The sequence below is a fragment of the Gordonia liuliyuniae genome, assembly GCF_021739025.1.
Classification (GTDB): Bacteria; Actinomycetota; Actinomycetes; order Mycobacteriales; family Mycobacteriaceae; genus Gordonia; species Gordonia liuliyuniae.
In genome coordinates this window covers 25,806-48,534 of sequence record NZ_JAKKOT010000004.1, presented here as the reverse complement: position 1 = coordinate 48,534, position 22,729 = coordinate 25,806, and the positions used below count along the sequence as shown (strand labels likewise).

Annotated in this window: 22 protein-coding genes; 13 read left to right on the top strand and 9 right to left on the bottom strand. The window is 68.8% G+C overall.

Annotation, left to right across the window (positions count from 1 at the left end; translation table 11 throughout):
* Positions 1–36 precede the first annotated feature (36 nt).
* Genes L5G28_RS09465 through L5G28_RS09445 form a run of 5 tightly spaced genes read left to right on the top strand, consistent with a single transcriptional unit; the run spans position 37 to position 2,783 of the window.
* Entirely contained in the window at positions 37–1,248 is a 1,212-nt protein-coding gene (locus L5G28_RS09465) for a molybdopterin molybdotransferase MoeA (protein ID WP_237001325.1), read from the top strand.
* The gene (gene moaC, locus L5G28_RS09460) at positions 1,245–1,721 is read left to right on the top strand and encodes a cyclic pyranopterin monophosphate synthase MoaC (RefSeq protein ID WP_237001324.1); all 477 of its coding nucleotides are present in this window, start codon (positions 1,245–1,247) and stop codon (positions 1,719–1,721) included. The genes L5G28_RS09465 and moaC overlap by 4 nt, the downstream gene beginning before the upstream one ends.
* On the top strand, positions 1,718–2,308 hold the full coding sequence (gene mobA, locus L5G28_RS09455; RefSeq protein WP_237001323.1) for a molybdenum cofactor guanylyltransferase: 591 nt from the start codon (positions 1,718–1,720) through the stop codon (positions 2,306–2,308). Before moaC ends, mobA begins: the two co-directional genes overlap by 4 nt.
* On the top strand, positions 2,305–2,550 hold the full coding sequence (locus L5G28_RS09450) for a DUF6457 domain-containing protein (RefSeq protein ID WP_237001322.1): 246 nt from the start codon (positions 2,305–2,307) through the stop codon (positions 2,548–2,550). The genes mobA and L5G28_RS09450 overlap by 4 nt, the downstream gene beginning before the upstream one ends.
* Entirely contained in the window at positions 2,547–2,783 is a 237-nt protein-coding gene (locus L5G28_RS09445) for a MoaD/ThiS family protein (RefSeq protein ID WP_237001321.1), read from the top strand. Before L5G28_RS09450 ends, L5G28_RS09445 begins: the two co-directional genes overlap by 4 nt.
* Here L5G28_RS09445 and moaA read toward each other — a convergent pair.
* Genes moaA through L5G28_RS09430 form a run of 3 tightly spaced genes read right to left on the bottom strand, consistent with a single transcriptional unit; the run spans position 2,780 to position 4,694 of the window.
* Positions 2,780–3,778: a GTP 3',8-cyclase MoaA gene (gene moaA / locus L5G28_RS09440; RefSeq protein WP_237001320.1), complete on the bottom strand. Its 999-nt coding sequence runs from the start codon at positions 3,776–3,778 to the stop codon at positions 2,780–2,782. The genes L5G28_RS09445 and moaA overlap by 4 nt on opposite strands.
* Positions 3,775–4,200, bottom strand: a complete 426-nt coding sequence (locus L5G28_RS09435) for a molybdenum cofactor biosynthesis protein MoaE (protein WP_237001319.1) — start codon at positions 4,198–4,200, stop codon at positions 3,775–3,777. Before L5G28_RS09435 ends, moaA begins: the two co-directional genes overlap by 4 nt.
* Complete coding sequence (locus tag L5G28_RS09430; protein WP_237001318.1) at positions 4,197–4,694, bottom strand: MogA/MoaB family molybdenum cofactor biosynthesis protein; 498 nt, start codon at positions 4,692–4,694, stop codon at positions 4,197–4,199. Before L5G28_RS09430 ends, L5G28_RS09435 begins: the two co-directional genes overlap by 4 nt.
* A gap of 102 nt (positions 4,695–4,796) precedes the next feature.
* Here L5G28_RS09430 and L5G28_RS09425 point away from each other — a divergent pair, with 102 nt between their 5' ends.
* The gene (locus L5G28_RS09425; RefSeq protein WP_237001317.1) at positions 4,797–6,260 is read left to right on the top strand and encodes an ABC transporter permease subunit; all 1,464 of its coding nucleotides are present in this window, start codon (positions 4,797–4,799) and stop codon (positions 6,258–6,260) included.
* Between the two features lie 40 nt (positions 6,261–6,300).
* Here L5G28_RS09425 and L5G28_RS09420 read toward each other — a convergent pair whose 3' ends face one another.
* The 3 genes from L5G28_RS09420 to L5G28_RS09410 are packed head-to-tail and all read right to left on the bottom strand — an operon-like array spanning position 6,301 to position 10,990.
* Positions 6,301–7,437 carry an alkaline phosphatase family protein gene (locus L5G28_RS09420; protein WP_237001316.1) on the bottom strand — a complete coding sequence of 379 codons (1,137 nt, stop codon included), beginning with the start codon at positions 7,435–7,437 and terminating at the stop codon, positions 6,301–6,303.
* Between the two features lie 23 nt (positions 7,438–7,460).
* On the bottom strand, positions 7,461–9,236 hold the full coding sequence (locus tag L5G28_RS09415; RefSeq protein ID WP_237001315.1) for an ABC transporter ATP-binding protein: 1,776 nt from the start codon (positions 9,234–9,236) through the stop codon (positions 7,461–7,463).
* Positions 9,233–10,990: an ABC transporter transmembrane domain-containing protein gene (locus tag L5G28_RS09410; RefSeq protein WP_237001314.1), complete on the bottom strand. Its 1,758-nt coding sequence runs from the start codon at positions 10,988–10,990 to the stop codon at positions 9,233–9,235. The genes L5G28_RS09415 and L5G28_RS09410 overlap by 4 nt, the downstream gene beginning before the upstream one ends.
* A gap of 122 nt (positions 10,991–11,112) precedes the next feature.
* Between L5G28_RS09410 and L5G28_RS09405 the strand changes: the two genes are divergently transcribed.
* Positions 11,113–12,834, top strand: a complete 1,722-nt coding sequence (locus tag L5G28_RS09405; RefSeq protein ID WP_237001313.1) for an AMP-binding protein — start codon at positions 11,113–11,115, stop codon at positions 12,832–12,834.
* A gap of 81 nt (positions 12,835–12,915) precedes the next feature.
* Here L5G28_RS09405 and L5G28_RS09400 read toward each other — a convergent pair whose 3' ends face one another.
* Positions 12,916–14,511 carry an ATP-dependent DNA ligase gene (locus L5G28_RS09400; RefSeq protein ID WP_237001312.1) on the bottom strand — a complete coding sequence of 532 codons (1,596 nt, stop codon included), beginning with the start codon at positions 14,509–14,511 and terminating at the stop codon, positions 12,916–12,918.
* A 61-nt stretch (positions 14,512–14,572) separates the two neighbouring features.
* Here L5G28_RS09400 and L5G28_RS09395 point away from each other — a divergent pair, with 61 nt between their 5' ends.
* From L5G28_RS09395 to L5G28_RS09375, 5 genes are all read left to right on the top strand, one after another.
* Positions 14,573–15,481, top strand: a complete 909-nt coding sequence (locus tag L5G28_RS09395) for an alpha/beta fold hydrolase (RefSeq protein ID WP_237001311.1) — start codon at positions 14,573–14,575, stop codon at positions 15,479–15,481.
* A gap of 121 nt (positions 15,482–15,602) precedes the next feature.
* Entirely contained in the window at positions 15,603–16,424 is an 822-nt protein-coding gene (locus tag L5G28_RS09390) for a class I SAM-dependent methyltransferase (protein WP_237001310.1), read from the top strand.
* Positions 16,425–16,819: 395 nt separating this feature from the next.
* Complete coding sequence (locus L5G28_RS09385; protein ID WP_237001552.1) at positions 16,820–17,233, top strand: MTB12 C-terminal domain-containing protein; 414 nt, start codon at positions 16,820–16,822, stop codon at positions 17,231–17,233.
* The gene (locus L5G28_RS09380) at positions 17,230–17,952 is read left to right on the top strand and encodes an ABC transporter ATP-binding protein (RefSeq protein ID WP_237001309.1); all 723 of its coding nucleotides are present in this window, start codon (positions 17,230–17,232) and stop codon (positions 17,950–17,952) included. The genes L5G28_RS09385 and L5G28_RS09380 overlap by 4 nt, the downstream gene beginning before the upstream one ends.
* On the top strand, positions 17,949–18,773 hold the full coding sequence (locus L5G28_RS09375; protein ID WP_237001308.1) for an ABC transporter permease: 825 nt from the start codon (positions 17,949–17,951) through the stop codon (positions 18,771–18,773). Before L5G28_RS09380 ends, L5G28_RS09375 begins: the two co-directional genes overlap by 4 nt.
* A 19-nt stretch (positions 18,774–18,792) precedes the next feature.
* Here L5G28_RS09375 and L5G28_RS09370 read toward each other — a convergent pair whose 3' ends face one another.
* Positions 18,793–19,479, bottom strand: coding sequence for a response regulator (locus L5G28_RS09370; RefSeq protein WP_237001307.1), 687 nt, complete (start codon positions 19,477–19,479; stop codon positions 18,793–18,795).
* Entirely contained in the window at positions 19,479–21,053 is a 1,575-nt protein-coding gene (locus tag L5G28_RS09365; protein ID WP_237001306.1) for a sensor histidine kinase, read from the bottom strand. Before L5G28_RS09365 ends, L5G28_RS09370 begins: the two co-directional genes overlap by 1 nt.
* 305 nt (positions 21,054–21,358) lie before the next feature.
* Here L5G28_RS09365 and L5G28_RS09360 point away from each other — a divergent pair, with 305 nt between their 5' ends.
* Positions 21,359–22,726: a cation:dicarboxylate symporter family transporter gene (locus tag L5G28_RS09360; protein WP_237001551.1), complete on the top strand. Its 1,368-nt coding sequence runs from the start codon at positions 21,359–21,361 to the stop codon at positions 22,724–22,726.
* Positions 22,727–22,729 lie beyond the last annotated feature (3 nt).

Genomic DNA, 22,729 nt, shown 5'->3' with positions numbered 1-22,729 from the left:
CATGAGTTCCGTGAACCCCGACGTTCAGTTAGGCCGATGAGTTCAGTGATCACTGTCGACGAGCACCGCGCCCGCATCCTCGCCGCGACGACGCGCACCGCGCTCGTCCGGCTCCCCCTCGCCGAGGCCGTCGGACGCGTGCTCGCCGAGGACGTCGTCTCCCGCTGGCCCGTTCCGCTGTTCGACAACTCGGCGATGGACGGGTACGCGGTGCGCGGCGTCGACGCGACCGAGGGGGCTGTTCTGCGGGTCGTCGCTGACGTTCCCGCGGGTTCGGCACTCGATCCGACGATCGGAGCGGGCGAGGCCGCCCGGATCATGACCGGGGCGCCCACGCCGTCGGATGCGGACGCTGTGGTGCCTCTCGAGCACACCGACCTGGGCACGGTGATCACCGCCGATGCCCCCGCCACGATCACGGTCACTCGGGAGCCAACGGCCGGCGCCCACATCCGTCGAGTCGGCGAGGACGCCCCCGCAGGCGCCGTCGCCGTCACCGCGGGCACCGTCCTCGGGCCGTGGCAGTTGTCGGCGATCGCCTCCGCCGGGCACACCCGGGTCACCGTCCACCGTGCTCCTCGGGTCGCCGTCGTGTCGACCGGTTCCGAGTTGATCGACCCGGCGGGGACGCCGACGCGCGGTCAGATCCCGGAGTCGAACTCGGTGCTGCTCGCCGCCGCCGTCCGCTCCGCTGGAGCCGAGGTGGTGACGGTGACGACCGTGGCCGACGATGAGTCCGCTTTGATCGCGCTGCTCGTCGACCTGGAGGCCGACGCGGTGATCCTGTCCGGCGGTGCGAGTGTCGGAGCGTTCGACGTCGTGAAGTCCGTCCTCGACGGCACCGGCACCATCGAGTTCGGCCCGGTCGCGATGCAGCCCGGTAAACCGCAGGGCTTCGGCACCGACGACGCGGGGCGTCTTGTCTTCGCTCTGCCGGGGAATCCGGTCGGCGTCGCCGTCTCGTTCGAGATGTTCGTGCGGCCTGCGCTTCTCACGATGGCTGGCCGCAGTGACATCGAGCGGCCACGAGTCACCCGGGCCGCGGCCACCGGATGGCGCTGTCCCGTCGGGCGCACCCAGTTCCTGCCCGCCGTGATCGACGCCGACACGGTCCGCCCGGCGACCGCGGGTGGAAGCGGCTCGCACTTGGTGACGTCGCTCGCGCTCGCACACGCGCTCGCCGTCGTCCCGGCGGACGTCGACCGCGTCGACGAAGGCGACCTCGTGGAAGTCATGGTGCTCTCATGAGTTCGGATCAACCGTTCACCCATCTCGACAACGCGGGCGCGGCCCGGATGGTCGACGTCACCGAGAAGTCGCCGACGGTGCGCAGCGCCACCGCGACCGGTTTCGTCCGCTGCGGGCCGCACATCGTCGCCGCGCTCCGCGACGGCTCCACGCCGAAGGGCGACGTTCTCGCCGTGGCCCGCATCGCGGGCATCGCCGCAGCCAAACGCACCCCCGAACTCCTCCCGCTCGCACACGTGATCGGCGTGCACGGCGCGGCCGTCGACCTCGACATCACCGACGACGGTGTGGCGATCGAAGCGACGGTCCGGACCGCAGATCGGACCGGCGTCGAGATGGAGGCGCTCACCGCGGTGTCGGTCGCTGCACTGTCGGTGGTCGACATGGTGAAGGGCCTCGACAAGTCCGTCACCGTCGAGCAGATCCGTCTTACTCGAAAGACCGGCGGCAAGAGCGGAGACTGGGTGCGATGACGACCGCAGCGATCGTCCTCGCCGGCGGCCGCGGCACACGGCTCGGCGGCGTCGACAAGGCCGCCGTGAAAGTCGGCGGGCGCCCGCTCGTCGATCACGTGTACGCGGCGGTCGACGGATTCCCGATCGTCGCCGTCGGACCGTCGAGCGTGCACCGGCCCGGCGTGCGCGTGGTCCGCGAGGCGCCGCCGTTCGGCGGTCCGGTCGCGGCGATCGCCGCCGCGCTCGATGCGCTCGGCGACACCGACGAGACATGGCTGCTCGCCTGCGATCTGCCGCGCGCCGACCGGATCGTCGGAGCGCTGCACGCGGAAGCCATCGGCGACGACGACGGCGTCGTGCTCATCGACCGCGACGGGCGCACCCAATGGCTGGCCGGGCGCTATCGGGTCGCCGCCCTACGCGACGCGGTCGCTGCACTGCCCGACGTCGTCGGAGCCTCGATGCGGCAACTCGTCGGCGGTCTGCGTCTGCGCACAGTCGACGACACCGTCGAGGCGAGCGTCGATATCGACACTCGTGACGAACTGCGTGCCTTCGACGACCTGGCCGCCCATTCACCCCGAACAGAGGACAGTCACCGATGACCGACCGACCGCTGCCGAATCTCGACCGTTGGATCGCCGACCTCGCACCCGCGCTCGGGCTCGGCGACGTGGACGTTCCGCTGCGTGAACTCCTCGACCTCACGCGCGACGTCGCACACGGCGTGGCCCGCCCCGCGGGACCGATCACGACCTATCTGGTCGGCCTCGCGGTCGCCCAGGGCATGTCGGTCGACGACGCCCACTCCGTCGTCACCCGTCTCGTCGAGGAGCGCTCGGAATGAGGATCCGCTATTTCGCAGGGGCCGCTGACGCCGCCGGACGTCGCGAGCAGACCATCGACGGACGAATGTCCCTCGGTGCACTCCGTGCCGCGCTCGCCGATGAGCACGGCCCCGAGTTCGCCGCCGTGCTGCGCCGCTGCTCACTCATGGTCGACGGCAGCCGTCTCGACGACGACGCCGTCGCCGCCGGAGACTGCACCGTCGACGTCCTCCCGCCGTTCGCCGGAGGCTAGCCGCCGATCGCGGACATCGGCCGGTCGGGCTGCAGGAAGTTCGGCCCGTCGATGCCGTGGCCCTGACGTTTGCCTGCCACGGAACGGCGAATCATCGCCGCGATATCGGCGTCGGTGCCACCCGACCGCAGAAGGTTGAGCAGGTCCGACTCCTCGCGGGCGAACAGACAGTTGCGCAGCTGGCCGTCCGCGGTGATCCGGACCCGGTCGCACGACCCGCAGAACGGCGCGGACACCGACGCGATCACGCCGACCGTCGTCGGTCCGCCGTCGACGCGGAACACCTCCGCGGGATCCGAACCGCGGTCGCCTATCGGTTCCAGGGTGAACGCCTGCGACAGGTGTTCGAGGGTCTCCTGGCCGTCGACCATCGTCGCGCGGGACCAGATGTGTCCGGCGTCCAACGGCATCTGCTCGATGAATCGCAGTTGCGCGTCATGCGCCTGAGCGAAGCGCAGCAGGTCGACGAATTCGTCGTCGTTGACCCCGCGCATGGCGACTGTGTTGAGCTTCAACGGCCGCAGCCCCGACCGCCGAGCCGCGTCGATCCCCGCGAGCACGTCGTCGAGCCGGTCGCGGCGCGTCAGCTCGTGGAAACGGTCGCGATCGAGTGTGTCGATGCTGATGTTGAGTCGTTCCAGGCCGGCGTCGACGAGGTCGTCCATCACCGCGTGCAGGCCTACGGCGTTGGTCGTCATCGACACCCGCAGACGCCCGTTCTGGGTCTCGATCGCGGCGAGTCTGCGCACCACGTCCACCGCGTCCGGACGCAGCAGCGGCTCTCCGCCGGTCAACCGCACCTCGGTGATCCCGAGCCCGGCGAACGCCCGCCCGACCCGTTCGATCTCGTCGGTCGTCAGCAGGTTCTGCTTCGTTATCCACGGGACGCCCTCAGCAGGCATGCAGTACGTGCATCGAAGGTTGCACTTGTCGGTCAACGAGATCCGAAGATCGCGGTGCACTCGACCGAACCGGTCGACCAGTCCCCCGTTCATGTCAGGCCTCCTAACCCCACCCACGACGACGTGCCGTCAGATTCGACCTGCTTCTTCCACACCGGGAGTTCGGCTTTCACTCGCTCGACGAGTTCCCGATTGACGTCGAAGGCTTCTGTTCGATGCACCGACGACACCGCGCACACGATGGCCACCCCACCGACCGCGAGGTCGCCGACACGGTGACTCACCGCGACCCGGACCTCCGGGGTGTCGACCGAGGCGGCGATCCGCGTGAGGATGTCGGCAGCGTCGGGATGCGCACTGTACTCGAGGAGGACGACCCGGCCGGCCGCGTCCGGATCGATGTCGCGGACCGTTCCGACGAACAGCGCCGTCGCGCCGACGCTCGGTGACGCCACCGCGTCCAGGTGCGCGGCGACGTCCAACGGTTCGTCGCTCAACTCCGACACCACGATCATGTGTGGTCGCCCCCGTCCAGCTGGGAGACGACGTGTTCGGCGATCGTCAAGATCACCGGAACCCCATCGCGCACTGCGCCGGTCGACCCGGCCAGATTGACGATCAGCGACGACCCCAGAGTCCCGGCGAGTCCACGCGAGAGCATCGCCTGCGGGAGTTGCGCGACCCCGACCGTGCGGACGGCGTCGGCGATCCCGGGAAGCTCACGGTCGAGGAGCGGACCGGTGGCCTCCGGGGTGACGTCCCGCGCAGCGATGCCGGTGCCGCCCGTGGTCACCACAAGCCGCGAACCCGCGTCGACCGCGGCCCGTATCGCGCCCGCGATGTCGGCCACCTCGTCGCGAACCAGCAATTGGTCGGCGTGCCACCCTGCATCCGCCAGTTGCTCCGCGGCGAGCGGCCCGGACCGGTCCACCGCGGCACCGGCCGCGCACCGGTCGGAGACAGTGATGACCGTAGCAGCCTTGAGGTGACGGGGAACAGGATGTTGCATTCCTCCAGTCTTCCACGCAGGCGACGTCCGCCGCGGCACGCCCAGCCGATCCGGCAGCCCAAATCCGCCAGCTCAGCACTCGGACCGCGTTTACTGGCACCCATGACGTCTCGCGTGCGCGCCATCGCGCCACTTCTGGCCGTGCTGTTCGCCGTCCTCGGGGTGATGACCGCATGCTCCACCGATTCCGGACCGGGATCGGACTCCGACGTGATCCGGTTCGGCACCGAAGGCACGTACAGCCCGTTCAGCTACCACGACCAAGCCACCGGCCAGCTCGTCGGATACGACGTCGACGTCGCGAACGCGGTCGCCGACAAGCTCGGTAAGCGCGCCGAATTCGTCGAGGCGCCATGGGATTCGATCTTCGCGGCGCTCGGCGCCGGCCGGTTCGACGTGGTCGCCAATCAGGTGACGACCACGCCTGAACGTGAAGCCGAGTACTCGATGTCCACGCCGTACGCGGTCGGCGAAGGCGTCATCGTCACCCGCGCCGACGACGATTCGATCACTGCTCTCGCCGAGCTCGCGGGCCGGACCTCAGCGCAGACCGCGACCGCGAACTGGACGGACGTCGCGCGAAAGGCCGGCGCGCGCGTCGAGACCGTCGAAGGATTCCCCCAGGCGATCACTCTGCTCAAACAGGGCCGCGTCGACGCGACGGTCAACGACAGCATCGCCGTGTACGCCTATCTCGCGGAGACGGGCGACACGTCGGTCAAGATCGCGGGGAACACCGGAGCCACGAGCGAGCAGGCGTTCGCGTTACGCAAGGACGACCCGCTCGTCGACGACATCGACGGCGCGCTCGACGACCTGCGTGCCGACGGCACACTGACACGGATCTCCCAGAAGTATCTTCGCGCCGACGCCAGCGGTTCGGCTGCGCAGACCGCGCAGCCGCGCTCGACGTGGGAGCTGGTGCAGGACAACCTCTGGCCGATGGCGAAAGCGACCATCACGACGACGATTCCGCTTGCCGCGATCAGCTTCGCAATCGGCCTGGTCATCGCGATCGCCGTCGCCCTCGCTCGGATCGCCGACAACCGGGCCCTGGCGTGGGTCGCGCGCCTGTACATATCGATCGTCCGCGGCACACCGCTGCTGGTTCAACTGTTCATCATCTTCTACGCGCTGCCCGAACTCGGGGTCACCGTCCCGCCGTTCCCGGCCGCCGTCGTGGCGTTCTCGTTGAACGTCGGCGGATATGCCGCCGAGATCATCCGCGGCGCGATCATGGCGGTCCCGAAGGGGCAGACCGAAGCCGCGCTCACCATCGGCATGAACTATCGCACCGTCATGGCGAGCATCGTCTTGCCACAGGCCGCGCGCATCGCCGTCCCCGGCCTCTCGAACACGCTGATCTCCCTGGTCAAAGACACATCGTTGGCGTCGACGATCCTGGTGACCGAACTGTTGCGGGTCGCCCAGATCGCGGCCGCGCCGACCTTCGAATTCCTGGCGCTGTACGTCACCGCCGCCATCTACTACTGGGTGGTGTGTCTCGTTCTCTCCAGCATTCAGAGCCCGCTGGAGGATCGACTCGGACGTTTCGTCGCGACCTGACGGGTCGCACTCACCCCGCACGCTTGAGGGGTTGCGGGGTTTAGGGATTCACGACCAGGGGGACGAGCTGTTCGTCGGCGGTCCACGCCCCGTGGTGACCGATCATCGTCGACTCGAGCGGCTCCGCCTCTGGTCGGACGAGGACCGCGTCTCCCTCGGCGACGGCGACGACGTCGCCGATCCGCGCCGCGATCGCCGGTCCGGGCGTCGCCGCACCGAACCACCGCTCGTCGAACGCTTGCTCGCGGGTCACCACGCGCGCGTGCTCGCCTAGCGTCGACGTCCACGCGCCGACGACGTCGTCGCGCGCTGCGGCCGATTCGAGGTAGACGTGACGAACGCGCGCCTCCCCCGCGATCAGCCGAACCCCGTACTGCAGTTCGGGGGCCGCGTCGAGGTCGATGAGTGTTCCCGCCGAGATCATCCCGTGGTCGCCGGTGACCAGCAGTGTGCATGTCGACGGCAGGTCGTCGAACAGTTCGGCCACGGTCGCGTCGACGGCGCGGAGCTGCTCCCGCCACGGCGTCGAGCCGGGGCCGTGCAGGTGGCCTGCCATGTCGAGTCCGGGATAGTAGGCGTATGTGAAACGCCTGCCGCGGCCGGGCATTCGAGCGACGTCGAGGATCCCGTCACGCACCTCGTCGAGGGTGGCGGCCGGATGGACTGTCCCCGTCGCGCGGAAGGCTGCGCGCGTGAGCCCGGACGCCGCTTGATACCCGGGGACGACGTAGTGGATATCCACGTCGTGCGTCGCGAGACGTTCGAGGCCGCTGGCCATCGGCTGCACCGATTCGGGTTCGGCGTCCGCGCGTGCGTCCGGGCCCGCCGCGGAGTCGAACGTCCAGCGGAGCGCGTTGAGGGTGCGCAGATCCTCATCGGCGCCGGCGGGCACTGCGAACGAGTAGCCGATCACGCCGTGCACCGCGCACGGGGCCCCGACCGCGAGACTCGTCAGGCTGGTCGCGGTGGTCGCCGGAAACCCCGCACGCAGCGTGGTCGACACGTGCGCGGCGAGAGTCGGCGCGTCATCAGCGGATCGCGCGAGGAGTTCGCTGCCGAGCCCGTCGATGAGCAGGACCACCACGTCTCTGCCGGACCGCACCGCGAACGGATTCGGGCCGTCGAGACCGAACCCCGCCGCAACGGACGGCATGACGTCGGCGAGGCTGAGTTCCATGCGTCCAGCCTGGCACAGGCGGCTCACAGTTCCTCGCGGCCTCGCAACCACGCCGCCCAGATCTCGCTGTATCCGCCGCCTGCCGCGACCAGTTCGGCATGGCTGCCTGTCTCGACGACTCGTCCCGCATCGAGATGGATGATCCGGTCGGCGGCCGCAGCCTGACTGAGTCGGTGCGCGATGATCAACGCGGACCGTCCGGCGAGCACCGCGGCCGACGCCTGTTCCAGACGACCCGCACCCGCGCTACCCGCATCTGCGGTCGCCTCGTCGACGATGACGAGCTCGGCGTCGAGCAGATCGATCCGTGCGAGCGCCAACTGTTGGGTGGTCATCGCGTCGATCTCGTGGCCGTGCTCACCGACGACGGTGTCCAGACCGTCGTCGAGTGCGCGCACCCACTCGGCCGCACCCGCCTTCTCCAGTGCCTGCCACACACGCTCGTCGTCAGCGTCCGGATCGCCGAGGAGGAGGTCGTCGCGGAGCGGGCCCGAGAACACGTGGACCTCCTGCGTGAGGAGCGCGATGCGGCGCGCACGTGCGGCGTCACCCATCGCGGCAACGTCGACACCACCGAGTCGCGCAGTTCCCGCGACCGGCACGTGGATGCCGGCGAGCACCGCCGCGAGCGTGCTCTTTCCCGCTCCCGAGACGCCGACGAGTGCGACGTGCTCGTTCGGTCGGATCGTGACAGACACCTCGTCGAGGATCAGGTGGTCGTCGGTGTAGCCGAATCGGATCCCTTCGGCGACGAGGCCCGAACCGTCGTCTCCGACGTGAGGATCGCCCGCGTCCGGCGTCGTCTCGTCGAGGACGCCGACGATGCGGCCGAGGGCCGCCGCGCCGGACTGCAGGTCGTCGAGCACGTACATCAGTCGTCCGATCGGGTCGAACATGGCGAGGAAGAACAGCATCGCCGCGGTGGTGGCTCCGACCGTGAGCGTGCCGTCACCGACGAGCACGAATCCGACGCACAGGATGACACCCATGCCGACCAGTTCCGCGAGGTTCAGCCGTCCGAACAGACGCGATCTCAGGACTGCTGCCTCCATCGAGCGACGGACGACCGCCCACGAGTGGGCGTCGATGCGCACGCTCAACCGTGCGCCCAGGTCGAACGCGCGGACGGTCGGCAACCCCTGCACCGGCCCGAGGACGTGGTGGGCCCGGTTAGCTGCGGCGACCCGCTCCTCGGCGTACACCGGGGGCGCCAACCGAAGGTACGTCCGTCCGGTGGTGATGTAGATCGGCGCGGTGACGACGGCGACGAGCAGGAATCGCCAGTCGAGCGCGGCGAGGCCGATCAAAGTGACGACCACGCCTGCCCCGGACATCAGCACGGACGGGAGCGCTTTGCCGATCGCGTCACCCACTTTGTCCACGTCGTCAGTCGCGCGGGACAGGACATCGCCGCTGCCGACCTCCTCGACGCGTGCGATCGGCAGACCGAGGACCTTCTCGAGCATGTCCTCGCGCAACGATGCGAGAACCGACTCGAACACCGAGGCCGCGGTCGCGATGCCGAGCCCCGCGCACGCGGCTGCTGCGATCGCGGCAGCGGCCATCCAGCCCGCTCGGGCCAGCACGTCGGCGGTGTCACCGCCGTGCGCGACGAGGTCGACCACCGACCCGAGAAGCCGCGGCGTCACGAGACCGAACGCTCCGGCGGCGGCCATCGTGACGACGACCGCGAACAGCCGCAGCCGCTGATCCCGCAGTCGCACGGCGAGGTGCCCGATGGTTCGTCGCCAGTCGGCGACGGCCAGAGTCGCCCGCTGCGGCGAATCGGTGGTGCTCATCGGATCGTCTCCAATGCGGTTTCGGTCATCGGGTCGAGTCTGATCACGGTGTCGGCGACCGCCGCCCACGCAGGCGAGTGGGTGAAGACGATCGTCGCCCCGTCGGCGCGCGCCCGCTTCACCCGGTCGACGACCCTCGCTTCGGTCATCGAGTCGACGGCCGTGGTCGGGTCCGTCAGGACTAGGAACGTCGACTCCGCCGCGAGTGCCCGCGCGAGCCCGACGCGTTGCCGTTGCCCCCCGGAGAGCATCCGACCGGCTTCGCCGACCGGGCTGTCGAGGCCGTCGGTCAGGACCTGCGCCACATCGTCGCACGCGGCCGCGAACACCGCGCGGGAGACGCGATCGTCTCCGGCTCCGGGGGCCGACTCGATGTTCTCGAGGACCGAGCCCTCGAACAGGTGCGGTGTATGTGGCACGACGCGGACGATCCGCCGCCCGGCGTGTTCGTCGAGGGTCGCGTGGTCGGTGTCGCCGATCCGGATGCGGACGCCGTCGATGACGGCGTCCCGGGACAGCGCCGTAGTGAGTCGTCGAGTCGTGGCCTGGTCCGTGGAGACCACGGTGACCCCTCGCGGGGGAATGGACAGGGCCGATTGTCTCCCGGTCGGATCGGGCAGACCCTCGATCACGAGCGGGCCATCGGCCACATCGACATCACCGGAGTGCGAACCCGGCCCGGATTGCAGGACCGACAGCACACGTTCGGCGCTCGGCACCGCGCCGTTCCACACGGCTCCGAAGTTCGTGCTGATCGCGTTGAGCGGCCCCATCATGAACTGGGTGAGTCCGACGACGGTGATCAGAGCACCGAGCCCCATCTCCCCGGTGACGGCCATGGTCCCGGCGGCGAGACCGACGGCGACGACGAACAGCGACGACACCGTCTGCAGCAGCGCGACATACGCGCCTTCGCTCCGCATCGCGGCGATCGCGGAGTCGCGCGCCTGCCGGCTCGCGCGGCGGTATCGAATGGTCGCGGGCCGGTCCGCACCGAGACCTTTCAGGACCCGGAACCCGGCGACGAGGTCGGCAGCCGTTCCGGCTGCGGCCCCGATGAGTTCCTGCTGTTTGGCTGTGCGAGCTCGCAGCGGCGCACCGGCCCGGTCGAGCAGCCAGAACATGACGGGGGCGCCGACGAGCACGGCGATTCCCAGCGGCCAGGAGATCCACAACAGGATCACCCCGGCGACGACGACCGCGAACATCTCCCCGACGGGGAAAACCACGAGGAACACCGCGAGCGCCAGCCGCGACACGTCCGACGTCGCGATACTCAGCGCCGTCCCCGGGAGTCTCGCCGGTCCGTCTGTCCCGGCCGGGTCGAGCATGCGGTCGGTGACCCGCATCCGATATTGGTGCTCGATCACGTGCAGTGCGTAGATCGCCATGCGTTCGCCGAATCGCCAGGTGAACGAGAGCAGAGCGAAATCGGCTACGAGGACGACCAGCCACAAGGCCAGCTGACCTCCGTCCTGTGTCAACACGGCACGGTCGATCGCCACCCCCATGATCACCGGGACCAGCGCTTCTCCCGCGAAATGTCCGATCATCAGCAACATCGCGGGAATCGCGTACTTGTTCGCTCCCCACATCGTCCGCAACACCAGCGTCCGCGCAGAGGTCTCCTCGTCGACCTGGACGTACGACCCGCGCTCGGCCGGTCTGCTCCCGGCGAGGAAACCGGGACCGAACAGTTTGACGCGGAGCGATCTCGGGTCGGCGTGAGCCGGATACGGTGAGCCATCGACCATGAAATTAGGCTATCCTACGTTGTTTGTGCTCGACGTTCGCCACTGTCTCGAGGAGACCGGAAGGTCGACTCCCCCTTCGGAGGGGTATGACTCCGGTCACCGTCACGGCACAATCGGCAACTATGACGAACTCTGCTATCGACAGCCTTCGGACCGCCCGCGACACCCTGCTGCGGTTCCGCGACGACTACGACGCCGCGCGTACCGAGTTCTCATGGCCGGACGTCGGCGACACATTCAACTTCGCCCACGACTGGTTCGACGCGTACGCGCGCGGCAACGACTCCCCCGGCCTCGTCATCGTCGAGAACGACGGGTCGAAAGCCTCGTACACGTTCGACCGCCTGGCACGCCGCTCCGATCAGGTCGCCGCGATGCTGCGGGACGCGGGCGTCGAACGCGGCCAGAGCGTGATCGTGATGCTCGACAACCAGGTGGAACTCTGGGAGTCGATGCTGGCAATCATCAAGATCGGCGCGGTCATCATGCCGACCACCACTGCCGTCGGGCCCGCCGAGCTCACCGACCGGGCGGCACGCGGCGACGCCAGGGCCTCGATCTGCAATGTCGTCGACGCGCCGAAGTTCGCCGACGTCCCCGGCATCGACCACCGTTTCGTGGTCGGTGGCAGCGCCGAGGGCTGGCTCGACTATGCGACGGCGTCGGACGTCGACGACCCAGCCGTCGAGCACCCGGGCAACGCATCCTCAGACCGTCTGCTCCTGTACTTCACCTCGGGAACCACCAGCAAACCGAAGCTCGTCGAGCACACGCACGTCTCGTACCCGGTGGGGCACCTGTCCACCATGTACTGGCTCGGGCTCCAGCCGGGCGACGTCCACCTCAACATCTCCAGTCCGGGCTGGGCGAAACACGCGTGGTCGAACTTCTTCGCGCCGTTCCTCGCCGAAGCCGCCGTCCTGGTCTACAACTATGAGCGGTTCGACGCGGCCGCACTCCTGCGACAGCTCACCGACGAACACGTGTCGACGTTCTGCGCGCCGCCGACCGTGTGGCGGATGTTGATCAACGCTGACCTGTCCGCGGGACGTCCGGCATCGCTGCGTGAGGCGATCGGCGCGGGCGAGCCGCTCAATCCGGAGGTCATCAGCAAGGTCCGCGAGCACTGGGGGCTGACGATCCGCGACGGCTTCGGGCAGACCGAGTGCACCGCGTCCGTCGCCAACTCACCGGGCCAGCCGCTCAAGTCGGGATCGATGGGCAGACCGCTCCCCGGGGTCCCGGTGGTCCTCGTCGCCCCGGAGACGGGCACGGCCGTCGACGGTCCGGGCGAGGGCGAGATCTGTCTCGACCTCGGCGGCCCGCAGGGTCGGCCGCTCACCTTGATGACCGGCTACCAGGGCGACCCGGAACGCAACGCGCTCGCAATGGCAGGCGGCTTTTATCACACCGGTGACGTCGCCGAACGGGACGAGGACGGGTACATCACGTACATCGGGCGGACTGACGACGTGTTCAAGGCCTCCGACTACAAGGTGAGCCCGTTCGAGTTGGAGAGTGTTCTGATCGAGCACCCCGCGGTCGCCGAAGCGGCAGTGGTCCCGGCCCCCGACGAGGTGCGGCTCGCGGTGCCGAAGGCCTACATCACGCTCGCGCCCGGGCACGAGCCGACCGCGGACACCGCACGCGACATCCTCGCGTACGCGCGCGAGCACCTGCCGCCGTATCTCCGCGTCCGACGGGTCGAGTTCTTCGAGCTGCCGAAGACGATCTCCGGCAAGATCCGCCGCGTCGAACTGCGCCGCCGCGAGGACGACAACGCCGACGAGCGGGTGACGACCGAGTTCCGGGACGAGGACTTCGGGATGCGCGGGACACGCTGAGCAGCACAGGTCGGAACCGGACTCTGCGGGCACTGGGGTCTGCGGGCACTGGAGTCTGCGGGCACTGGACTCTGCGGGCAGTCAGTCTCCGGGCAGTCGGTCCCGGATCGACGCGATGGTGTCGGCGTCCTCCGCCGGTTTCGCGTCGACGCCGACCCGGTACCGCTTGACCCGCGCGAAGCGGAGCGCGGCGCCGCCCGGGTAGCGCGTCGACCGTTGAACGCCGTCGACGGCGATCTCGACGACGGTCTCCGGCCGCACATGCAGCACGTGGCCGTCACGTCGCTCGGCGATCGTCGGGAAGTACTCGGTCTGCCAGCGGAGGATTTCGTCGGTGAGGCCTTTGAACGTCTTTCCGACCATCACGAATCCGCCGTCGGGCCCGTAGTCGCCGTCCGGGTCGCGCGCGCCGAGGTGGATGTTCGACAGCCACCCGGCGCGTCGGCCCGACCCCTGTTCGACGGCAAGGACGACCAGATCATAGCTGTAGACAGGTTTCACCTTCACCCAGTGCGATCCGCGGCGGCCTGCCGCATAGGGCGAGTCGAGCGCTTTGACGACGATCCCCTCGTGGCCTGCCGCGAGCGCGTCGTCAAGTACGTCATGCGCCCGCTCCGGTTCGGCCGCGTCGACGAGTCGGCCGGGAATCATGTGGTCGGTCGCGACCGCGCGAAGCACCTCCCGCCGCACGGCGAGCGGTTCGTCGATCCACGATCGGCCGTCCGCGTACAAGACGTCGAAGAACCATACGGTGAGCCCTCGGACGCCGCCGCGCCCGAAGCTGCTCATCGTGTCCTGGAACGCTCGGGCCGTCCCCGACTCGTCCAACGCGAGGGTCTCTCCATCGAGGACGAGATCGCCGCCCGGAAAGCCTGCGACCACGTCGACGACGTCGGGCACCCGGTCGGTGATGTCCGCGAGACTCCGGGTGAAGGCCCGCACCCGGCCGTCGACACGATGCACTTGCAGGCGTGCCCCGTCGAGTTTGTACTCGACCGAGACGATGCGATTGGGGGCGGCCCCGGTGGTTGCGACGGCCCCGGTGGTTGTGACTGCCCCGGTGGTTGTGATTGCGCAGGCGGGCGACGACGCGGTGCCCGCGAGCATCGGTTGGACGGGCACGCCCGGAGTCAGATCGACGAGCGTCAGGTCCTCCCCGGCGAGCGCCGCCCGCACGGTCCCGCCCAGGTCACCCGACAGCATCGCCGCCCGCCGCACCGTGCTCCGATCGGCGTCGACGGCACGGGCCGCGGCGTCGGCGAGTACGCCTTCGAGTGCTCCGGTCCGCATCTCGCCAGTCATCACCCGGACGAGATAGTCCTGCTCGGGTGCGGTCGCGCACCGCATCAACGCGCCGAGGATCTCGGCGCGGTGCGTCGCCGAACCCGGGCCGTGACTCGTCGACAGTCCGCCGAATGCGACGTCCACGTCGTGAACGGTGAGACTTTCCGTCGTGGCCGGGTCGACGCGCTGGTCGCGGAGGGTTCGCCACCCGATACCGAGTCTGCCCTGCACCGGTCGGCCGAGGATCAACCCGACTGCGATTGCGGCCTCGTCCGGACGCAGCCGTGCCAGCAATTCGGCGAGCACATGCGTCTTGGTGGTCCGGGACCTGGTCGCCGCGACCTCGGAGGCCGCGCGCACCAGATCGACGAGAGCGAGCGCATCGTCGGTCATCAATCCAGACTATTCGCTCAGGCTCCGACCACGGTCGAGATCGATCGGCGATGATGTCCTGATGACCACGCGTGAAGGACTCATCACCGGCGGCGACGTCGACATCTTCTACGACGAGTTCGGCGATCCGCAGGACCCGCCCGTGCTCCTCATCATGGGACTCGGTGCCCAGATGGTCTTCTGGCGCACCGAATTCTGCGAGAAGATCGCCGCGGAGGGATACCGGGTGATCCGATTCGACAACCGCGACAGCGGACTCTCCGGAAAGTTCGACGACGCGCGGGTCGGCGGTCCGCCGCTGCCGGTGAAGATGCTTCAGTTCTTCTTCGGACTGCAGGCGAAGGGCGCGCCGTACACGTTGGACGATCTCGCCTCGGATGCGATGCGGGTCCTCGACCATCTCGGGATCGAACGCGCTCACCTCGTCGGAGCGTCCATGGGCGGCATGACCGCGCAGGTCGTCGCCGCGGACCGCCCGGACCGGACGATCTCGGCGACGATCATCATGTCGAGCAACAACCGTGCACTGCTGCCGCCGCCCGGACCGCGCCAACTCCTCGCGCTCATCTCGCCGCCGCCGGAGGGCTCCGGCCGGGCCGAGATCATCGCACACACGGCGAAACTCACCCGCATCATCGGCTCACCGGTCTTTCCGCCGACCGACGAACAGGCACTCCGCAACGCCACCGAGTACTTCGACCGCTCCTATTACCCGGTCGGCATCGCCCGCCAGTTCGCCGCGATCCTCGCGTCGGGCTCGCTCGCCGCCCGCGACAAACGGATCAGCGCCCCGACTCTCGTTCTGCACGGCACGCACGACAAGTTGATGCGGCCGTCCGGTGCGCGCGCCGTTGCTCGGACGGTCCCGAACGGACGACTCGTCATGGTCGACGGGATGGCCCACGACCTGCCCCAAGCGCTCTGGGACCAGATCGTCGGAGAACTGAACCGACACTTCGCCGACGCGTGATCACGATGCCGCTGTTCCGCGGTTCGCCCGAATAGTCGTTATGCCGACGTACCACGTAGATGTACGCTAAGCCTCAGCTAGGCTAGGTTAGCCTAGGTTAGGTTAGGCTTAAGGAGCAGTGATGAGTGTCGACAACTCGCCCAGCGATCTTCCCCTCGCAAACCGGAAGGTCGAGGACGTCCCCGGGCACTGGCTCCTCGCCAGGCTCGGAAAGCGCGTCCTCCGCCCCGGCGGTCGTGGGATGACCGAGCAGATGATCGACGACGCCGACCTGACCGGCACCGACGTCCTCGAGATCGCTCCGGGACTCGGGAAGACCGCCGCGGCGATCCTCGAGAAGAACCCGCGCAGCTACGTCGGCGTCGAATCCGACGGAGCAGCGGCAGCCCTCACCGGGAAGGCGATCGGTTCACGCGGCCGCGTCGTCGAAGGCGACGCGTCGGCCACCGGCCTCGACGACGAGTCCGTCGACGCCGCGATCGGCGAAGCGATGCTGACGATGCAGTCCGACCGCCATAAGTCGGAGATCATCAGCGAGGCCTTCCGCGTCCTGCGCCCGGGCGGCCGCTACGCGATCCACGAACTGTCGTTGAACCCCGACACCCTCGGAGACGATCAGAAGACCGAGATCCGCAAGGCTCTCGCTCGCTCGATCAAAGTCAACGCCCGCCCCCTTACCGAGGACGAGTGGCGCACGATCCTCACCGACGCCGGATTCACCGTGGCGAAGGTGCGTTTCGCGCCGATGGCGCTCCTCGAACCGCGCCGCGTCCTTGCTGACGAAGGCATCCTGCGAACGCTCCGCTTCGTCGGCAACGTCCTCCGCGACCGCGGCGCGCGCCGCCGAATCCTCGGCATGCGCTCGGTGTTCGTGAAATACCGCGACAACCTCGCCGCGATCGAGATCATCGCTGTCAAGCCTGTCACTCCCGCCGCACCGTGACCGAGTTCGACTACCCCACCGACGACTACGCGGCGACCGAAGGGCCGACGGCGCCACCCCAGCCCGCGGCCGAGCCCAGGACCGGCGGTGTCCAGTGGGGCACCGTCATCTGGTCGGCCGTGGCCGCGCTCGTAATCTCTGCGCTCATCGTCGCGATCGGCGTCGTCGGAGTCGTCATCGCGGCACCAGACGAGGAGACTCCGACCACTGTGGTGAATCTCGGCTCCGACCAGGGCGCCACGACCGTCCCGCAGCGGGCAGGCGATACGACCACCGAGTCCGTGCCGACAGGTTCGCCCGACACCGACGGCGGGCCGACAGACGCCACGCCTGCTCCGGGCGTGCCTGGCGCGCCTGCGGCCACCGACTCGCCAGGGCAGACGCAGTCGCCTGCGGTGACGACCCGAGCACCGTCGTCGAACCGAACGCTGCCCGCGAACTTTCGGGTCACATCCGCTCAGCCGACCGTGTCCGACCTTGACTCGATCGTCCGGTTCCTGGTCGCCACACCCGCATCCGACGAGGCCAAAGCCGCCAACATCGAGGGCGGGATGACTGCCGTCGTGGTACCGCGCACCGTCTACACGCTCGGGCTGTTCCGCGCTCCGCTGGGATGGAGCCAGGTGAGTGGCCCGCTGAAGCGCAGCGGCGACTCGGTGACCGCGGCACTCGCGAGCGGATCGGCGGGGCGCCCCACTATCCGACTCCGCATCGAGTTCAAGCGAATCGACGGCAACTGGCGTCTGGCCGCGAGTTCGCTGTGCCAGGGCGTCAAGACCGTCGGCCTCAACATCTACTGCAACTCATGATGTCGACTGTCGGTGCGACCGTCGGCTACGGCGGTCGCCCGGTGCTTTCGAACGTGTCGCTGACCGTCGGCGACGGGCGTCTGGTCTACCTCCTCGGCCGCAACGGCGCAGGGAAGTCGACGTTGCTGCGGGCGATGTGCGGCATGCTTCGTCCCAGTGAGGGTGCGGTGCTTGTCGACGGGGTGCCGCCGTGGCAGCATCCTCGTCCCGCCACCGCGATCGGCGTCCACCTCGGAGCCGACGCCGCCGGATCACCTACCGGACCGAATCCGGCACACACCGGACGCAGACATCTGCGGTGGTTGGCGGCGGCGGGCGGCACCGATGCGGCGCGCGTGGACCGGGTGCTCGTCCGGGTCGGGCTGGCCGCCGACGCCGATCGGCGCGTCGCCGACTACTCGCTCGGCATGCGACAACGGCTCGGCATCGCGGCCGCCCTGCTCTCGGACGCACCCAACGTGGTCTTCGACGAGCCGGTGAACGGCCTGGACATCGACGGGATCCGCTGGTTGCGCAAGCTCCTGCGTGGCCTGGCCGACGACGGTCGCGCCGTCTTCATCGCCTCCCACCTGTTCGATGAGGTGTCGCGCACCGCTGACCGGGTCATCGTCCTCGACAAGGGGCGGGTCCATGCCGACGCGTCGCTCACAGAGTTCGTCGGCGCCCACGCCGACCTGGAGACCGCGTACCTCGACCTGATCCGACCGGCGGGCCGATGAACGCGCTCGCCTCTCTGCTCCGCGCAATCCGCGCCGAGACCGTCCGGTCCGCCGGGCTCCGCGGCCCGCTCCTCTTCGCCGCCCTGCCGGTGGCGGTGCTACTTCCGCTCATCGTGACGTTCGGTGTCGCGGCCGTCGCCGAGCGTTTCGCGCGCCTGCCCGGCGAGATCCAGGTGACCTCGGTGCAGACCAGCAATGCCGTGTACTGGGTGATCGTGTTCACCGTCATGGGGTGGGCGGTCATCGCCGCGACCGCTGGCGCCGACGCGACGGCCGGACCGGGCAGCGACCTGCAACGTCACCTGTTTCCGCGTGTGTGGACGGGGCCCGCGGCGCGGTGGATCGTGTACGGCGTCTACGCGGCGATCACCGCGCTGATCTTGGTCGCGCTGGTACTAACGGTGCTCCCGTTCGCTTTTCCCCTCGTCTACGAGGGCGTCGATGTGACGTCGTCGGCGGGCGTCCGCTTCCTACTCACCGTGCCGGCGTACGCGTTCATCGCGTGCGGCGTCGGTGTCGGTCTCGGCGCTGTGATCGGCCATCCGGTGGTCGCAGCAGCCGTGCTCCTCGCGTGGGTGTTCGTCATCGAGAACGCGATCGCGCTGGTGCCAGACGGCTACACACTGCAGGGCTACATGCCGTTCCTGAACGGCCAGTTCGGCACCGGTCAAGAACTCGCGTTCGCCCCCGGATGGGATCCGAACGGAGCCCTCCTCTATCTGCTGGGTATCGCGATCGCGGTGTTCGCGCTCGGGTGCGCCGCATCATTGCTGCGACGGTCCCGGACTCGCGTCACGTCGACGACCAAGCCCAGGCCGTAAGCGTCCGACCGTCCGGTGGTCACAGCCAGCGGTATTTGTTCTCCGGGCGGCCGCGCCCGCCGTACTCGGGCACGAGTTGGCAGACCCGGTCTTCGGACAACCGTTCCAGGTAGCGCCACGCCGTCACCCGGGAGACCCCGGTTCGTCGAGCGATCTCGCTGGCGCTCAACGGCTGCGTCGACTCGCGCAGCGTCGACGTGATCAGTTCGAGGGTGGGACCCGCGATCCCCTTGGGCGTCGCAGGCCCGTCCGAGGGTTCACGGAGCGCCGCCAGCGCGGCGTCGACCTGCGCCTGGCCGGTCTCCGCGCCGCCGAGCATCCGGCGGTACTCGCGATAGTGCGCCAGTTTCGCCGCGAACGCCGCGAAGGTGAAGGGTTTGATCAGATACAGCAGGGCGCCTCGAGCGACCGAGGTTCGGATCGTGTCGATGTCGCGGGCCGACGTCACCATGATCACATCGGGTCGCGGCGTGATCTCGGCGACTGCGGCGGCCACGTCGAGCCCGCTCATGTCGGGAAGACCGACGTCCACGAGGAGGACGTCGACCGGTGCGGGACCGGCCGCGGCACGTGAAACGGCGTCGATCGCCGCGGCGCCTGTACCGACCGTCGTCACGACGTCGAATCCGTCCACGCGGTGCACGTACTCGGCGTGCGCCTGTGCGATTCGCGGCTCGTCCTCTACGATCAGGACTCCGATTGCCATCAGTTCTCTTCCGTGTCGCGCGGCAGGACCAGTTCGACGGTCGACGGATCCCGGTGCACAGTCAGCGTACCGCCGCGCCGCTGCGCCAATCGGCTGAGCAGGGCCAACCCCTGCCCTCGTCCGTGGATCCGATCCAGCCCAGCCTTGGTCGAGTATCCGCGTTCGCGAGCGCGCTCGAACTCCTCGTCGCTCATGCCCGGTCCGCTGTCGAGCACCCGCAGCGACCACTGTCCGTCGACGATGCCCGCATCCACTTCGACCCATCCGTCGACGCCCGCGGCGTCGACGGCATTGTCGACGAGATTGCCGACCGCCGTCAACGATTCCGCGGCGGTGAGCGGCCCGCCGACGAGGTCTGCTCCGTCGGCGACGGTCACTTCGACACCGACCGCCGCAGCTTCGGCGACTTTCGCCACGACCAGCGCGGTCACCGCGGGGTCGGCCGCCGATGCCAACTGGTCGACGAGTCCCTGCGACGAGGTGAGCTGCTGGGTGGCGAAGTCGACAGCGTCGTCGCGTCTGCCGAGTTCGATCATCGTGACGACCGAGTGCATGCGGTTCGCGTGTTCGTGAGCCTGTGCGCTCAACGCGTTGGCGAGCGATCGGACGGCGTCGAGTTCGCCGAGCACTTCCTGCAGATCGGTCCGGTCGCGGACGGTCAGGACGGTGCCGATCCGCTGAACGGCTCCGGTCACCGCTTGACGATTGGCCAGCAGAACCCGGTCGCCGCTGATGTGCACCTCGTCGACCAGGTCGTCGTCGCCGCGCAGCGAGGCGGGCAGGTCGGCGCGCATGATCGGCCCGTCCGGCAGGTCAAGGAGACGCCGCGCCTCATCGTTGACGACGGCCGCCGGCCCGTCCGGCGCGGCGTCGTCGAACACGATCATGCCCTCGGCGATCGCGTGCAGGACCGCGTCGTGATGTTCGTAGAGTTCGCGCAGCGCGTCTGGTGTGAGGCCCAGCGTCTGCCTGCGCAGACGACGTTCGAGGAGCAGTGCGACGCCGACCGACACTGCGAGCCCCACCAGGACCACCACTGCCACGATCGGGATCACGCGGCGCACTTGATCGGCCAGACGGGCCCTGGTCACCCCCGCCGACACGAGCCCGATCAGCACGCCGTCCTCGTCGTACACCGGTGTCACAGCACGGATCGACGGACCGAGGCTGCCCGTGTACTCCTCCGTGAACGTCTCACCGCGCAGTGCGCGGTCGACCGTCCCGGTGAATCGGCCGCCGATCCTCGCGGGGTTGGCGTGGGTGTAGCGCGTACGGTCCGGCGCCATGACGACGATGAAGTCCATGCCCGTGGCGTGGGAGACGGCGTCGGTCTCCGGCGCAAGCAGCGCCGTCGGGTCCGGCGACGTCAGCGCCTCGGCCGTGGACGGAGCGGTCGCGATCGCGACGGCGACCGCTGTGGTGCGTTCACGCGCATCGTCGTCGGTCCGGTCGCGTTCGGCCCACACGAATGCGGCCGACCCGACCACTGCGACGACGAGCAGGAGTGCCACCTGCGCGACGAAGACGCGGGTGGACACGGCGGGGTGCCAGCGCCCTCGCATCGCACCGATCATCGCTTCACCTCACCGCGTTCTGTGGCCGCATTCCGGGGCCGCGTTCCGGGGCCTGCCGTGTACAGAATGAACACAAGAGTGCTCCTCGTCACATAGTCCCCCATGATTCTCGTATCACTGCGCATGAGAGTCGAAGGAGACTAGCTGTGACAACCTCACCGGGTACCGCGTCCCAGGGCCCAGAAGCCCACTCCGCCGAAGCCCACTCCGCTGAACCCCAATCCGCTGGGCCCCAATCCACTGGGCCCCAGGCCGCTGCTGCCAAGCCCAAACGCGACCGCACCCACTACCTCTACCTCGCTGTCATCGTGGCGGTGATCGCGGGCGTGGTGGTCGGCATGGTGTGGCCGGAGTTCGGCAAGGACCTGAAGCCGCTCGGCGAGATCTTCGTGAACCTCATCAAGATGATGATCTCGCCGGTCATCTTCTGCACCATCGTCCTCGGCATCGGTTCGGTGCGCAAAGCGGCCAGCGTTGGCCGGATCGGCGGCCTCGCGCTCGCCTACTTCATCGTGATGTCGACGTTCGCGTTGGGCATCGGCATCCTCGTCGGCAATCTCCTCAAGCCCGGCACCGGTCTGCATGTGACGGCGGGTTCGGGAGCCGAGTACGCCGAGCAGGCACACGAAGGCGGTGGGACGTGGGACTTCATCAACGGAATCGTCCCCGACTCGATGCTGTCGGCGCTCACCTCCGGCAGCGTCCTGCAGACGTTGTTCATCGCCCTGCTCGTCGGTTTCGCACTGCAGGCGATCGGCACTTCGGGAGAGCCGATCCTCCGCGGCATCGGTCTCATCCAGAAGCTCGTGTTCCGCGTGCTCGTCATGATCCTGTGGATCGCTCCGGTCGGCGCATTCGGCGCCATCGCGGCCGTCGTCGGCTCCACCGGCTTCGAAGCCGTCAAGCAACTCGGCCTGTTGATGCTCGGGTTCTACGTGACGTGCTTCCTGTTCGTGTTCGTCGTCCTCGGTGTGCTCCTTCGCTTCGTCGCCCACCTGTCGGTGTTCAAACTCGCCCGCTATCTGGCCCGCGAATACCTGCTGATCGTCGCGACGTCGTCGAGTGAAGCCGCGCTCCCGCGGTTGATCGCGAAGATGGAGCACGCCGGTGTGGAGAAGTCGACGGTCGGCATCGTGGTCCCGACCGGGTACTCGTTCAACCTCGACGGCACCGCGATCTATCTGACGATGGCGTCGTTGTTCGTCGCCGACGCGATGGGCGCTCCCCTGAACTACGGCGAGCAGTTCTCGCTCCTGCTGTTCATGATGATCGCGTCCAAGGGCGCTGCGGGCGTCACCGGCGCCGGGCTGGCGACTCTCGCAGGCGGCCTCCAGAGTCATCGGCCGGACCTGCTCGACGGCGTCGGCGTGATCGTCGGCATCGACCGCTTCATGTCCGAGGCCCGCGCGCTGACCAACTTCTCCGGCAACGCGATCGCGACGCTCGTCATCGGCACCTGGACGAAGACCGTCGACACCGCGAAGACCCGGCGCGTCCTCGACGGCGACGATCCGTTCGACGAAGCCTCGATGGTCGACGACCACGAACCGGACGATGCTGAGCGCGCGCCGGAGCCGACGACCGAGCAGAAGGCGACCGAGCAGAAGGCTGTCGAACAGAAGGCGGGGGCCGAGCACGCGTCCGGGACTGAACGCCAGCCGGCGGTTCTCTGACCC